We start from the raw sequence: 14125 nt of genomic DNA on the forward strand, positions 1-14125 counted from the left end.
GTCACTTAACCAACTATAGCACGGTATGCCCACCTCGAAACGTCTCCGCGCTTTGATAGCCTCACTCGAGTGGACGCCTGTCTCCATCCTGCTCGCCGCACTCATGGCGGTACAGATCACGGTATTCTACGGAACCATCGGCGGCGAACCGGACGACATTGCCCTCTCGTTGGCCGCATTGTACGTCACAGCGCTAATTCTCGTTGTCTCGCTCGTAGACGGCCTTCACCAATCGAACGTGTTCTTCTTCGCATTGTTTGCTGGCTGGTCAGTCTTCATGTGGATCTCATTCATATTCGACCCGTCCACCGTCGCGGCGATTATCGGAACGTTCACCGCCGTCTACACGCTCTATTACGCGTTCAAATATCGGTACGACGGGTGTTTCTCTCTTGTCACAGCCGTTCGTTGACGCCGATCTGACTCCTCTAGCACGCACTTTTGGTAGGCTCGGTTGCCTCCTTGAGACGCCAGTTCCGCCCGAAACCGCTCGAGCCTCATCTTCGACTGGTTCGTGACAACATGCCTCCCGGTTGTCGTCCACCCGAAAACCAACCGCGACCCAAAGGCACATTTATCGTGGGTATCTTATCGATGTACATCACGATGTCTCGAAGCCCATCTGTTCCTGAGCGACCACATCGAGAGATCGATCCCGATCTCTCCGATGACGAACGGCTCGAGGCGCTCCGTGGACACTTCGAAGATCTCACCGACGTTCGAGATCAGCTGTCCGAGCAGCTCGATTCTGCACAGGAGCGCCGCGAACGGTTACAAGAGAAAGTCAACACCGTCGAACGCGAAAACGAGACGCTCAAAAGCTCCTCGTTGTACATTTCGACGGTCGAAGACGTTCTCGACGACGACGAAGTGGTCGTCAAACAGCATGGAAACAATCAGGAGGTCCTCACGGACGTCTCTCCACGAATCGCAGAGAAAGTCGAAAGCGGCGACCGCGTCGCCGTCAACGACTCGTTTTCCATTCAAACGGTTCTGGACGCGGAAACCGACGCCCGCGCACAGGCCATGGAAATCTCCGAAAAACCCGATGTCGATTACGACGAAATCGGCGGAATCGACGAACAGGTTCAGGAGGTCCGCGAAGCGGTCGAACAACCCCTCGAGGATCCCGAACTGTTCGAGGATGTCGGTATCGATCCGCCGAGTGGCGTCCTGCTCCACGGACCGCCGGGGACGGGCAAGACGATGCTCGCGAAGGCCGTCGCGACCGAAACCGACGCCACCTTCATCAAGATGGCCGGCTCGGAACTCGTCCGCAAGTTCATCGGCGAAGGCTCCCGCCTCGTTCGGGACCTCTTCGAGATGGCTCGCGAGCGCGAGCCGGCAATTATCTTCATCGACGAAATTGACGCCATTGCGGCGACCCGAACCGAATCGAAGACCTCCGGCGACGCCGAGGTCCAGCGGACCATGATGCAACTGCTCTCGGAGATGGACGGCTTCGAAGCCCGCGGCGAAATCCGCATCATCGCCGCAACAAACCGCTTCGATATGCTCGACCGCGCTATCCTCCGTCCGGGGCGCTTCGACCGCCTCATCGAAGTCCCCGAACCGAATCGGGAGGGCCGCGAACGGATCCTCGAGATCCACACGCGGGATATGACCGTTTCCGAGGAGATCGACTTCGCCGATCTCGCGGACGAAACCGACGGCTACTCGGGTGCCGAAATCGAGAGTCTCGCGACCGAAGCCGGCATGTTCGCCGTTCGAGACGACCGCACCGAAGTCCGTCACGAAGACTTCACCGACGCCATCGAGAAGATCGAAGACGACGACTCGAGCGACGTGATCTCCTCGGCCGGATACTTCTACCAGTAATCGCAATCGGACGGTTACGACGTTTTCGACGGCCGCTCCGAGATGTGAACGGCGAGCACCGATTCACCTCTCCGCCAGTAACACCACGCGATCACGAGCCCAAAGGCGACGAGGAGACCGGGGACCATCGTGAGACCGGCGATCGGATGCCACAGTTCCGGAGCCGTGATCTCTGTCCGGAGAACGGTCGGGAACAGGTCGGAGCCGAAAAAGATGCTGTTCGTCGCATAGTTCACGGCGAAATGTAGTCCGATGGGAAGAGCTAGCTGGCCAGAGAGGACGTACGCGAGACCCAACAGTCCACCCAGAGAGAGCCAGACACCGAGCATGCCGACGGTTGACGCCTCTCCCGGAACGGTGCCGAGCGGGAGGTGGAGGACACCGAACAGAACGGTGCTCACCGCCCAGGCCCCGAACAGCGCTTGCCGGGAAGACAGCCGTGTCCGCAACCCCTCAGCAACGTTCGTCACGACGACGCCCCGAAAAATCGTCTCCTCCCAGAACCCGACACACAAAAATACGATTGCCATGAGTACGAGTCCGCCGACGACGGTACTGCCATCCCCGGTCGACCACATCTCGAGGACGGTAACCCACTCGAGACTGTACGCGAAAATGAACGCTGTCCCGACGAGAATACCACCGATTACGACGCCGGCGACGAAGTCGAACCACCACGCCCGAGACAGGGAAAATCCATATGCCCGAAGCGGTCGGTGATCGAGATACCACGCGGAGACGGCGATAGCACCGAGGGTAGCGAGGGCAAACGAGGCATTGCTGACGAACGCCATCGACAGAGAACCGAGCGAAAGTGTCTCGGAAACGATACCTGGAATGGCGATCCCACCGACGAGAACCGTGAGGACGATCGGAACGAGAATTCGCCAGACTGACCGAGGACGGTTCGATGTGTCTGATCCTCGTAGCAACCACCTCGAGTATGCTCGTATATCCATGGAAAATTTATATAGATATTAACTAATATTCATTGCCATCTACGTTTGCTGGATTCGCGACACGAATTCGATCGATTCGTCGCGAGCCGAAATGCCGTCACCTGCGAATCGCAACGCCTTACGCCGTCGAACCCCGAACGCGACTATGAGCGTAATTCGTGTCGTCTGGGGGACCGCGTCGGCCCCGACGGCGATGGCATCTTACGACGCCGCACTCGCCGAAGCCGGCATCGAGAACTACAACCTCGTCGCTGTCTCTTCCGTTGTTCCCGCAGACACTGCCGTCGAGGCCGTCGGCACCGCGCCCGATCTCGGCCCCGCCGGCGACCGGCTCACCGTCGTCGAAGCTCGAGCCACGACCGCCGGACCGGGGCGGGTAAGCGCGGGATTGGGTTGGTCCCAATCAGCCGACGACGGGCCGGGGATCTTCTACGAAGCCGCCGGCGAAACCGACAGCGAGGACGTCGAAACTCGAGTCCGAGAGGGACTCGCGGCCGGCCAAGAGCTTCGGGAGTGGGAGTTTGCCGATCCTCGAGTTCACGTCGAGAGCGCGCAAGCGAACACGGGGACGTACACGACGGCAGTCGTGTTGGCGGTCTACGGAACGAGCGAGCCGATTTGCTGAATTGTCGGAAGCCGAATCCTTTTTATTGCCCGTCCCCATTAGACAGGTAGGACTTCTCATGAACGGAAATACGCCGTACGCGGGCTTGCCGGGTGTCACTGGGGCTGGAAAGCGTGCAGCGGCGGATATCCCCGATCTGTCGAACACACAAAAACGAACGCTTCACCGCGACGTCTCGCGGATCGCCGCCCGAACGCGGGAGTTCCTTCCGAACGAGTACATCGTCGATTCCGATATCTCGCACGGTACCGGCGGTCCGCAGGTAACCGTCGCCGTCCGACCACCCGTCGGTCACGCCGTCAGCGCTGGCTTTACGCCGGACCTCGAGGCAGATATCGAGAACGCCGCCGAAGAAGTGATCGACGCCGACGAGCGCGACGAGGTCGCTCGCGGGCTCGCCGCGAGCGCCGCGCTCCAGGTCAAACAGGCGCTGAGCAACAACGTCACGCCAACGGCGAGATAGCGGATACACAGATCGCCACTCACCTCGTTTTGCTGGCCGATTCAGTACACGAGCTGCTCGAGCTGATGGAGCCGACGCTCGAGATCGATCGCCGGCTCAACCGAAGGATCCTTACACACTCTTTCGAGCGTCAGTAACGGATCCGTTCCCGTCCGTTCGAGGTCGGTAAGTAGTTCCTCGAGGGCGGTCCGATTGCGCGCGAGCGACGAGCATAATCCGATTACGAGTGCGATCCCGGCGGCCGGCTCCGCACGAGTCGGAAACGCGTCGCTGACGCTCGTAAAGTCGGTCGGATTCCGAGAAACCGTCCATGAATCCGTCTCGTCATCTTTTTCGAGTGCATCGACGGTCAGACACTGCGAGCAGATCGCGGCCGCAGGTGCTTCTGACTGCGAAAACTTACGATAAGATTCCGGAACGGCGAACGAAACGGTCGACGAACCGCAGGTACAACAGCGCATAGGTTTCGGGTATCCGCAGATCGAGTCCCGAGCCGAACGCACGGCACGGAATCGAGGTCCTCAGTTGCCGCCCGCCGCGCTTCCGACCGGCGGCGCCTGTCCGCCCTCGAGGTCCTCTGCTTCTTCGGCTTCCTCCGCTTCGGCTTCTTCTTTTTCTTCCTGTTCTTTCTTCTCCTTGATCTTCTTCAGGCGGAACGTCTCCTCGCGTTCCTGTTCCTCGAGCGACTGCTCGATGTACTCCTGGCCCTCGTAGAGCTCCGGTAGGAGTTTGAACTCGAGGGCGTTGACGCGCCGTTTGGTGGTTTCGATCTCTCGAAGCATCTTCTTCATCGCCGTTTCGACTTCGGCGGCGAGGATGATGCTCTCTAAGAGGTCCTCGTAGGCTTCCGCGGCTTCGTCGATGCGCGCGGAGGTGCCCATGATCCCGTAGCCTCGCTGACCGAGATCCTTCGAGACGCGCGAGGATTCGATCTGTGGCACGACGACGCCCATGATGTTCTTGGACTCGGTCGTGATCTCCGGGTGCTCTTGCAGGGCCGCCGCGGCTCCGCGGACGGCGACGTCGCCTTCCATGGCTCGAGCCATGTTGATCTTCTTTTGTGCCTCGTCGTAGTCCTCGGAAAGCTCGCCGCGGACGTCCTGGGCCTTGTCCAAGATGTCCATGAACTCCATGATGAGACCGTCTCGTTTCTTCTCGAGAGTGCCGTGGCCGCGCTCGGAAAGCTCGATGCGATCCTCGATCGCCATCAAGTTTTTGCGGGTCGGCTTGACGTCCTTGGCCATGTTGTGGAGAGGTTGCGCCCCCAGTCGGATAACTGTTTACAGTTGCTCTCGAGGGAGGCTGTTTCGAGAGTGGTCAGCTTCAGCGACACCGATCGGTCACAACAATTCCGCGCCCACGATCACAACGCCAAACGCACTCGCTGCGAGTCCTGCAAGAGCGTAGCCCGCTCCGCGCATCAGGAGTCGCATTCGCGTTTCTTTCTCGGTGGCGTCCGAGAGCATAAACGTGGGTGCCCCGGTGCCGACGATCGCGACATCGGCGTCGACGCCGGCGGGCGGCCGTTCGGCCGTCCCGACCGCGTAGCAGTGGCCCCCGACGTCGAGTCGTTTCTCAGTGTATCGTTTGTTTCCGATGCCGACGCTTCCTAACCCGGGAATGTTAGCCGACACGTTGAGATTCCACGAGCCGTCGTCCGGAACCGGCTCGCCTTGCGCGTTCGTCTTTCGCGTTCGCTCCTTCTCGAGCGAGAACAGCGCTCCCTCGGGATCGACGTACGCTGTCCCCGACTCGTCTTCGAGGACGAACGGCCGGAACGCCTGTCCGGAATCGATCGTTCGCCAGTTCGAGCCCGAGTTGTTCGAGCTGTGACGACGTTTTTCGACTTCGTACTCGTAGGCAACGCAGTCCTCGCCGAAGTGGACCGACTCGAGGGTCGAATCGTGGCCGCGAATATCGCCCTCGACTTCGACCGTTCCGGATGCGGTGATCGCCTGATTGATCGGGACCGGATCGTTCGCGCTGAGCTGTCGCCACTGCCGGAGCGCCTTTCCCCCCACTACGAGACCGGCGATACCGAGTCCGGCGATGACCACCCCGATGAGTACCGTTACGATGTCCATATCGCTTCCCCCGCAGGCCAGGTACTATTAGGTTTCGCGCTGTTTCCGGGCGAGTAACTCGGTTTTCGACCGACCGTCCGGAACTCGAAGTCGGCGCTTGGCGACCGCGCGAACCAGTATCATCGACGACCGGTTGGCCGTAGCCGCTTGGGCGACGTTCTCGAGCGGGTCCTAACGCGTTCTGTGGCCTACCCCTGTCCGACCATCCGATCCTCGTCCTCCCACTCCTCCTGGCGAAGTTCGTACTTCTGGACCTTGCCGGTCGCGGTCGTCGGCAGTTCCTCGACGAACTCCGTCCGCCGAACTGCCTTGTAGCCGGCCAGATTGTCCCGCGTGAACTCGAGGAGGTCCTCGGTAGTTACTCCCGGTTCCTCGAGGTCGCCGCTTTCGGGGACGACGAACGCTTTCGGCGTCTCGCCCCACTCGTCACTCGGCGCAGGGATCACCGCGACGTCTGCGACCTCGGGGTGATCGAACAGCGTGTCCTCGAGTTCGATGCTCGAGATGTTCTCGCCCCCGGAGATGATGATGTCTTTTTTGCGATCCTGAATCGAGATCATGCCGTTTTTGTCGATGGTCGCGAGGTCGCCCGTGTGGTAGTAGCCTTCGATGCGATCGGAGAAGGCCTCCTCGGTCGCGTCGGGTTTGTTCCAGTATTTCTCCATGATCTGGTTCCCCCGGACGACGACCTCGCCGAGCGTCTCGTCGTCCCGCGGGACATCCGCTCCGTCCTCGCCGACGACCCGAATCTCGGTTCCCAAGTAAGCTAGCCCCTGTCGTTTCTTGATTCGGAACCGATCGTCGCTGTCGTCCTCGAAGTGTCGGCGCGCGTCGGAGGTGGTGATCAGCGGCCCCGTCTCGGTCGCCCCGTAGACGTGCTTTAAGTACCAGCCGAACTCCTCCTCGACGGTTCGGATGGTCGCCTCGGGCGGCGCGCTCCCGGCTGTCGCGAGTCGAACGTCCGATTCGCCGGTCGTCTCGAGTTCATGTTCGCCGTAGTAGTCGACCAGCATGTTCAGAACCGTCGGCGCGCCGCACATGTAGGAGACGTCCTCGGTTCGGACCGCCTCGAAGATGTCTCCGGCGTCGACGCCGCGCGTGCAGACGTGGGTCGCCCCCACGCCGGTCACGGCGAAGATGTGGCCCCAGCCGTTGGCGTGAAACATCGGCAACGTCCAGAGGTAGGTGTCGTCGTCGCTGATCTCCTGGTGGGCGACCACCAGATACGCGTGAATCGTTTCACAGCGGTGGGTTCGACAGACGCCCTTCGGTTCGCCCGTCGTTCCGGAGGTGTAGTTGATCGTGATGATCTCGTCTTCGTCCATCTTCGGGCGGTCGTACTCGGTGCCGACCGACTCGATGACCTCATCGAACTCTTCCCACGCTCCATCCCCACCCACCTCCTCCGCGTCGTTCGTGATGAACGTCTCCGTGGGAACCTCATCGCGAACTGCCTCGATGGCGTCTGCGAACTCGTAGTCCGCGTAAATCGCGTCGACGCCCGCGTCAGAAAGGATGTATTCGAAATCGTCTGGCGTCAACCGATAGTTCAGCGGCGTGTGAACCCCACCGACCTGCATGATCCCGTAGGCCGCCTCGAGGTGATAGTGCGTGTTCGGATCCAACACCGCGACGCGGTCTCCCTTCTCGATACCTCGTTCCTGCAAGGCCGCGGCGAACCCGTCGGCGCGCGATCCGACCTCGTCGTAGGTCAGTCGCTCGCCGGTCGTAGCGACCACCGCCTCTTCGTCTCCGTAGTGGCTCCGCGCCCGGTCGAGGAACTCCGTCACGAGCAGTGGTTTGTGCATGCACAGTAACCATCATTATCGATTGGCACGTTTGTTTCGGTCAGTCCACTCGCTCGAGAGCCTCTCCGGCGAGGCAATTCCTCATAATCTCGAGATGAACTGCCCTCGAGCAAAGATTTTGTAATCATCACTCGTACGAACTACCACACTCCGTGTCACGTCGAACACAGACCGGGACGCTTCCGGAGACGCTTGAGGAACCCGACGTCGGATTCGTCGCTATCGCGGGCGTCTACGCAGGTGCTGTCCTGCTGGCACTCTTGGTCACCGGCGGACTCGCAGTCGGCGCGTCGGCTCCGGCTATCGTCGGGAGTATTTCGACCGCCGGAACGGTCGGACTCATTGCCGGTGCCGTGCTCGCACGCCGAGCGAACGGCTTTCCCGAGCGACTCGGTCGCAGAACGCGATCGGTGGCGCTCCCGTTCGTGATTCCAGGACTGTTCGCCGTCGTCGCGGTCGCAGGAGTTGTTTTTTCGTCGGTTTCCGGACTCGTGACGCTCGCGGCTGGTGCCAGCGCCGTCGTCACCGGCTCCGTCGCCGCGGTCGTCGCGAGGATGGCGAAGACTCGGTACGCTCGAGCGGTAACCTCGACGAACCCGATCGTGACGGTGCCCTGGCTACTCCCGAACCGCGGTCTCTACTGGATCGGATTCGGCGTGGTCTGTCTCGCCATCGCCGGGCTGTTCGTCCTTCGAGATGGATCGATCCTTCGAGGACGCCCGCTGTGGTGGTCCGTACTCATCGGAGCGTTCTCCATCTTCTTCGGCGTCTCGATCAGGGTAAACAGAAGGGGTGGCATTCGAGAGGCGATCCGGTCCAGTCCGCCTCGTCGCAGCGTCCTCGACGCGGAGTGGGGGATGGCCGGTTCCGGCACTCTCGAGACGGCAACGAAACTGCAGATACACGACGCGGGAATAGTCCTCAAGCGGCCGATGCGCCGTACGTTTGTCCCGTGGTCTGTCGTCGACGATATTCGATTGACCGACACCAAACTCGTAATCGAGCGCCGCCGCTGGTTCGATATCCGGTGTGATCGTCTCGTGATCGACGACGCCGAGGCGGTTCTCGAGACGATTACCGAGGCGTGGACTGATGCCGTCCGTTCACCTGATCGGGACAAATAGGGTTCCTGTTGGTCGATATCTACCCAAGAACAAGCAGAATCGGAATCGAAATAGAGCGAATTTAGTCGGCCGAAACGGCTTCGGCTTCTTCGCCGTCTTCTTCTTCGCGGTAGTGCTCTTCGATGAGGTCTTCGTCGATACGGTTGAGAGCCTCTTTCGGCAGCATCGAGAGCAGATCCCAGCCGATCTCGAGGGTTTCCTCGATCGAACGGTTGGTGTCATAGCCCTGCTGGACGAACTCCGTCTCGAAGCGGTCGGCGAAGTCGAGGAACTTGTTGTCTCGTTCCGAAAGCGCTTCGCGACCGACGATGTTCACGAGGTCGCGCAGGTCCTCACCCTCCGCGTACGCGGCGTACATCTGGTCGGAGACATCGCCGTGGTCCTCTCGAGTGAGGCCCTCGCCGATACCGTCGTCCATCAGCCGGGAGAGGCTCGGAAGTACGTTGACCGGCGGTTCGATACCCTGACTGTTCAGATCCCGATCCATCATGATCTGGCCTTCCGTAATGTAGCCGGTCAGGTCCGGAATCGGGTGGGTGTCGTCGTCGCCGGGCATCGTGAGGATCGGAATCTGGGTGACCGATCCCTCACGGCCTTCGATTCGACCCGCCCGCTCGTAGAGCTGGGCCAGGTCGGTGTACATGTATCCGGGGTAGCCACGTCGACCCGGAACCTCCTCACGTGCGGCACCGATCTCTCGGAGCGCCTCACAGTAGTTGGTCATGTCCGTCAGGATGACCAGCACGTGGTAGTCCTTCTCGAAGGCGAGGTACTCGGCGGTCGTCAGGACGAGCCGCGGCGTGACCTGGCGTTCGACTGCCGGGTCGTCCGCGAGGTTCATGAAGACGACCGAGCGCTCGAGTGCGCCCGTTCGCTCGAAGTCCTGCATGAACTCGTTTGCCTCTTCTGCGGTGATTCCCATCGCGCCGAAGATGACTGCGAACTCCGATCCGTCCTCGTCGTCTCCTTCCTCCTCTTCAGGCACGGTCGCCTGACGGGCGATCTGGAGTGCGAGTTCGTTGTGCGGCAGACCCGATCCGGAGAAGATCGGAAGCTTCTGGCCGCGAACCAGCGTGTTCATGCCGTCGATGGCGGAGACGCCGGTCTGAATGAACTCCTCTGGATACTCCCGGGAGTAGGGGTTGATCGCTTCGCCGACGATGTCGTGTCGTTCGTCGGGGACGATTTCCGGACCGCCGTCGATCGGGTTGCCGGAACCGTCTAACACCCGTCCGAGGAGGTCCTCGGTGACGGGCATCTTCATCGTCTCGCCCAGGAAGCGAACGGAGGCGTTGCGGTCGATTCCGCCCGTCCCCTCGAACACCTGGATCGAGACGATCCCTTCGCTCGATTCCAGCACCTGACCGCGCAGCGTTCGACCGTCCTCGGTCTCGATCTCGACGATCTCGTCGTAACCGACCGGCTCGTCGACCTCGGCGAACACCAGCGGACCGCTGATTTCCGTGATAGTCTGGTACTCTTTCATTGTTAGTACAGTGCTCGCAGTTGTTCTTTGAGATCGTTCTGAATCTCGTCGATGAACTCCTCGTACTCCTCGGCCGTTCCCATTCGGTTGAGCCGCGGTGCGGCGTCGACGTCCTGGATCTCTTCGACGGGAATGCCCGCCTCGAGGGCCTCGAAGGCCTCGTCGTTGAACGTCTTGATCGCTCCGAGCATCTGGTAGGTCTTTTCGGGTTCGCAGTAGGTGTCAACGTCGTGGAGCGCGTTCTGCTGGAGCCATGCTTCACGCAGGTAGCGTGCGACCTCGAGGGTCAGCTGCTGGTCCTCCGGCAGGGCGTCCTTGCCGACGAGCTGAACGATCTCCTGAAGTTCGCCCTCCTCGTCGAGGACGTCGACCGCCCACTGGCGAACGTCCGACCAGTCGCCCGCGATGTTGTCCTCCCACCACGGATCGAGCTGGTCCTTGTACAGCGAGTAGGACTCGTTCCAGTCGATCGACGGGAAGTGCCGACGTTCCGCGAGGTCGGCGTCGAGCGCCCAGAACGTCTTGACGATACGCAGGGTGTTCTGGGTGACCGGCTCGGAGAAGTCCCCGCCGGGTGGCGAAACCGCACCGACGACCGAAATCGATCCTTCGCCGCCGTTGATCAGCTGGAACTTGCCGGCGCGCTCGTAGAACTCCGAGAGCGACGCGGCGAGGTACGCCGGATACCCTTCTTCGCCGGGCATCTCCTCGAGTCGACTCGAGATTTCGCGCATGGCCTCTGCCCACCGTGAGGTGGAGTCGGCCATCAGCGCAACGTCGTAGCCCATGTCGCGGTAGTACTCTGCGATCGTAATTCCCGTGTAGATACAGGATTCACGCGCCGCGACGGGCATGTTCGACGTATTGGCGATAAGGCAGGTCCGGGCCATCAGCGGGTTCCCGGTCTGTGGGTCGGGCAGTTCCGGGAAGTCTTCGATGACCTCGGTCATCTCATTGCCGCGCTCGCCACAGCCGATGTAGACGACGATGTCCGCGTCGGACCACTTGGCGAGCTGTTGCTGGGTGACGGTCTTCCCGGATCCGAACGGACCGGGAATCGCCGCCGTCCCACCTTTTGCAAGCGGGAAGAGTCCGTCCTGAACGCGCTGTCCAGTGACGAGCGGCTCGGTCGGGGTCTCCTTGTCACCAGCGGGTCGGGCCTGACGGACCGGCCACTCCTGGTGCATTTGGATCTCCTCGCCGCTGTCCAGTTCGACGACGGTCTCCTCGACCGTGAACTCGCCGCTTTCGACGCTCGTGACTTCTCCGCCCTCGTAGTCCGGCGGGACCATCACTTTGTGTTCGATGGTGACCGTCTCCGGCACGACGCCGACGACGTCACCGGGTTCGACCGAATCGCCTTCCGCGACTTCGGCCTCGAACTCCCACTCTTTCTCGAGGTCGATACCGGGGGCGTCGACACCGCGGTCGAGAAACGCCGTCCCCATCTTGTCCTCGAGGACATCGAGCGGGCGCTGGACGCCGTCGTAGATGGAGTCCAGCATTCCCGGTCCGAGGTCGACGCTGAGCGGTTCGCCCGTGTTCTCGACGGGTTCGCCGGGGCCGACGCCGGAGGTTTCTTCATACACCTGAATCGTGGTCAGGTTCCCTTCGATTTCGATAACCTCGCCCATCAGCCCTTCGTCGCCGACGTAGACGACGTCGTTCATCCGGGCGTCGAGGTCCGCGGCGGTCACGACTGGACCGCTCACGCTTTCGATGACACCGCCAGATTCGGCGGCTTCCGTATTGTCTGCCTGACTCATACTAGTTCTCGTTATCGTCTTCGTCCTCTTCCATCAGGTCGATACCGATCGCGCGCTTGATCTGGTCGCGGAGTCCGCCGCCACCGGTACCGCTTCCGATGGTGACGACGACCGGTTCGACGCTCGTTTCGACGTTCTGTCGGACGTTTCGAGAGAGGTGCTCGAGATCGTCGTCGTGCATGACGACGATGCCAACGCCGTCGTCGTTCAAGACTGTGGTGACGGCGTCGTCTAAGTCTTCTCCCTTCTGGTCGTCCGGCACGTTCTCGAACCGGCGGACACCCGCCAGCCGAAAGCCGGTGGTAAACTCCGAACTGCCGACGACTGCGATTTCCTGGCTCATAGGATCACCAGTTCCTCTTCGATCTCGGTTTCGTCCAGTCCGACTTCGCGACCTCGTGCAATCGCGCGAATGTTCTCGACTTCGCGTTCTTTTGCGAGGATGTAGGACAACACTGCCGATACCGAGACCGGGTAAATACTCGAGAGTCGATCCGAGTACTCGAGGAGTGCGGCATCGAGTGCGTGTTCGAACTGGATGAGGCTCTCTGCGTTACGAAGTCGTCCGAGCGCGGTCGAGAGGCGATCGCCGTATCGGCCGCTCTCTGCGATGTGATCGACGAGTTCGTCGTAGTCCGTGACGAGTCGGGAGAGTTCGGACTCGTCGAACAGGACGCCGCCTTCGATGTAGTACTCCGCCGGATCGAGGCCGGAGCCACTTCGTGCGAGCCGAAGCGCGTTCCGAGCGTTCCGGAAGTCGATCTCCGCCTGCAGGAACTCGACGTAGAGGGCGTCCGGCCCTTCGGACGGTCGTCCGAGGTCGTCGAGTAAGTGCTCGTAAAACTCCCTGTCAAGTGCGTTCTCGAGCGGAACGAGAACGCCGGTCTCCTCGTACACCTCGTAGGCTTCAGAAAGCGGCTCGTAGTACATCGTTCGACCGAGCACCTCGATCGCGTCTTCGATCTCGTCGACCTCGAGCAGTCGATCGATCGTCGCTTCCTCGAGTTCGCCGGCGCGGATGAGGTCGGTTTCGATCTCTTCGGCGGGCGTGTCCGTGTAGATGCCGCGGATGATCGTCTTCAGGTTCCAGACGTCGAACTTTCTGAGGTAGCGGGCGATACGGTCGTAGACGCGACCGTTCGACCAGTCTAGCAAGTCCTCGAAGTGTCTTGCAAGGTTCTGGTTCAACGCGTATTCGATCAGGTCGACGCCGGAAAACCGCGTGCCGAGCTGGTTGATTTCGCGTTCGTACTCCGTCTCCTCCATAAACCGTGCGATCCCGCTCGGCCCCATCCGGACCAACTTCCGATAATCCTCGTCTGCGAACAGCGCGGCTCGGCGTGACCGAACACGTGCGTTCACGTATTCCGGATTTGAGGCACCTGCGCTCATTGCTCGAATAGTTGGTCGCTGATCTCCCGGAGGTTGTCTTCCCAGACGTTCTCGAGCAGCGAGTCGAACGTGTTGTTCACGCGGACTCGCGATTGCTCGCTCTCGACGACGACGCCACCGAGACAATCGTAGTCTCCGGCGAACGTGTAGCCGTCGTACTCCTCGAGGATCGACTCGAGAAGCTCCTGGTCGTCGGATCGACCGTAAACGCTCACGTCTTCGCCATCGTCGAACTCGACTGCCGCGGCGTCGAGGAGTGTTCGCGTGAGTTCTTCACGGGTGTCTCCCTCGAGCGTTGCGAGTTCGTCTTCGACGGTTTCGTGAACGTCGTTGAGGACGTCGCGTCGCGCCTCCAGGCGCTGTTGTTTCGCCTCCAGTTTCGCACTGGAGAGTCGCTGTTCGCGAAGCTGCTCAATCTCACGTTCGACCTCGTGCTCTGCTGAGGCTGTGATCTCCTCGGCGTCTGCCTCGGCTGCCGATTCGATCTCCTCGGCGCGGGCGTCACCCTCTGCGCGTATGTCTTCCGCACGCGCGTGGGCTTCTTCTCGAATGTCTTCAACGACTGTGTCCAAACTCATT

General features: G+C 61.0%; 15 protein-coding genes. 5 read left to right on the forward strand and 10 right to left on the reverse strand.

Annotated features, from left to right (window positions below; translation table 11 throughout):
* Positions 1–25: 25 nt before the first annotated feature.
* Both QNM96_RS10520 and QNM96_RS10525 read left to right on the forward strand, forming a co-directional pair.
* The gene (locus QNM96_RS10520) at positions 26–412 is read left to right on the forward strand and encodes a hypothetical protein (RefSeq protein ID WP_283836186.1); all 387 of its coding nucleotides are present in this window, start codon (positions 26–28) and stop codon (positions 410–412) included.
* 194 nt (positions 413–606) lie between these two features.
* Entirely contained in the window at positions 607–1839 is a 1233-nt protein-coding gene (locus QNM96_RS10525) for a proteasome-activating nucleotidase (RefSeq protein WP_283836188.1), read from the forward strand.
* A gap of 14 nt (positions 1840–1853) precedes the next feature.
* Here the strand turns inward: QNM96_RS10525 and QNM96_RS10530 are convergent, their stop codons facing one another.
* A complete protein-coding gene (locus QNM96_RS10530; RefSeq protein ID WP_283836190.1) occupies positions 1854–2798 on the reverse strand; it encodes a type II CAAX endopeptidase family protein in 945 nt (314 codons plus the stop codon).
* A gap of 145 nt (positions 2799–2943) precedes the next feature.
* Here QNM96_RS10530 and QNM96_RS10535 point away from each other — a divergent pair, with 145 nt between their 5' ends.
* Together QNM96_RS10535 and QNM96_RS10540 are read left to right on the forward strand one after the other, a co-directional pair.
* On the forward strand, positions 2944–3423 hold the full coding sequence (locus QNM96_RS10535) for a pyruvoyl-dependent arginine decarboxylase (RefSeq protein WP_283836192.1): 480 nt from the start codon (positions 2944–2946) through the stop codon (positions 3421–3423).
* 58 nt (positions 3424–3481) lie between these two features.
* A complete protein-coding gene (locus tag QNM96_RS10540) occupies positions 3482–3886 on the forward strand; it encodes a DUF5811 family protein (RefSeq protein WP_283836193.1) in 405 nt (134 codons plus the stop codon).
* Between the two features lie 41 nt (positions 3887–3927).
* Here the strand turns inward: QNM96_RS10540 and QNM96_RS10545 are convergent, their stop codons facing one another.
* The 4 genes from QNM96_RS10545 to QNM96_RS10560 form a co-directional block, all read right to left on the reverse strand.
* On the reverse strand, positions 3928–4347 hold the full coding sequence (locus QNM96_RS10545; protein ID WP_283836194.1) for a DUF6276 family protein: 420 nt from the start codon (positions 4345–4347) through the stop codon (positions 3928–3930).
* A 60-nt stretch (positions 4348–4407) separates the two neighbouring features.
* Positions 4408–5130: a V-type ATP synthase subunit D gene (locus tag QNM96_RS10550; RefSeq protein ID WP_283836195.1), complete on the reverse strand. Its 723-nt coding sequence runs from the start codon at positions 5128–5130 to the stop codon at positions 4408–4410.
* Positions 5131–5226: 96 nt separating this feature from the next.
* Positions 5227–5970 (reverse strand): GIDE domain-containing protein, encoded by a 744-nt coding sequence (locus tag QNM96_RS10555; protein WP_283836196.1) that lies wholly within the window; start codon positions 5968–5970, stop codon positions 5227–5229.
* A 188-nt stretch (positions 5971–6158) separates the two neighbouring features.
* The gene (locus tag QNM96_RS10560) at positions 6159–7778 is read right to left on the reverse strand and encodes a long-chain-fatty-acid--CoA ligase (RefSeq protein WP_283836197.1); all 1620 of its coding nucleotides are present in this window, start codon (positions 7776–7778) and stop codon (positions 6159–6161) included.
* A 152-nt stretch (positions 7779–7930) separates the two neighbouring features.
* On the opposite strand from QNM96_RS10560, the gene QNM96_RS10565 reads away from it, so the two are divergent.
* Positions 7931–8902, forward strand: a complete 972-nt coding sequence (locus tag QNM96_RS10565) for a PH domain-containing protein (protein ID WP_283836199.1) — start codon at positions 7931–7933, stop codon at positions 8900–8902.
* Between the two features lie 61 nt (positions 8903–8963).
* Here the strand turns inward: QNM96_RS10565 and QNM96_RS10570 are convergent, their stop codons facing one another.
* Genes QNM96_RS10570 through QNM96_RS10590 form a run of 5 tightly spaced genes read right to left on the reverse strand, consistent with a single transcriptional unit; the run spans position 8964 to position 14124 of the window.
* Positions 8964–10388, reverse strand: a complete 1425-nt coding sequence (locus QNM96_RS10570; protein WP_283836201.1) for an ATP synthase subunit B — start codon at positions 10386–10388, stop codon at positions 8964–8966.
* A 2-nt stretch (positions 10389–10390) separates the two neighbouring features.
* Complete coding sequence (locus tag QNM96_RS10575) at positions 10391–12154, reverse strand: ATP synthase subunit A (protein ID WP_283836202.1); 1764 nt, start codon at positions 12152–12154, stop codon at positions 10391–10393.
* A 1-nt stretch (position 12155) separates the two neighbouring features.
* On the reverse strand, positions 12156–12497 hold the full coding sequence (locus tag QNM96_RS10580) for a V-type ATP synthase subunit F (protein WP_283836203.1): 342 nt from the start codon (positions 12495–12497) through the stop codon (positions 12156–12158).
* Positions 12494–13546, reverse strand: a complete 1053-nt coding sequence (locus QNM96_RS10585; RefSeq protein WP_283836205.1) for a V-type ATP synthase subunit C — start codon at positions 13544–13546, stop codon at positions 12494–12496. The genes QNM96_RS10580 and QNM96_RS10585 overlap by 4 nt, the downstream gene beginning before the upstream one ends.
* Complete coding sequence (locus QNM96_RS10590) at positions 13543–14124, reverse strand: V-type ATP synthase subunit E (RefSeq protein ID WP_283836207.1); 582 nt, start codon at positions 14122–14124, stop codon at positions 13543–13545. Before QNM96_RS10590 ends, QNM96_RS10585 begins: the two co-directional genes overlap by 4 nt.
* Position 14125 lies beyond the last annotated feature (1 nt).

The sequence above is a fragment of the Halostagnicola sp. A-GB9-2 genome (genome assembly GCF_030068615.1).
In the GTDB taxonomy this organism is placed as follows: Archaea; Halobacteriota; Halobacteria; order Halobacteriales; family Natrialbaceae; genus Halostagnicola.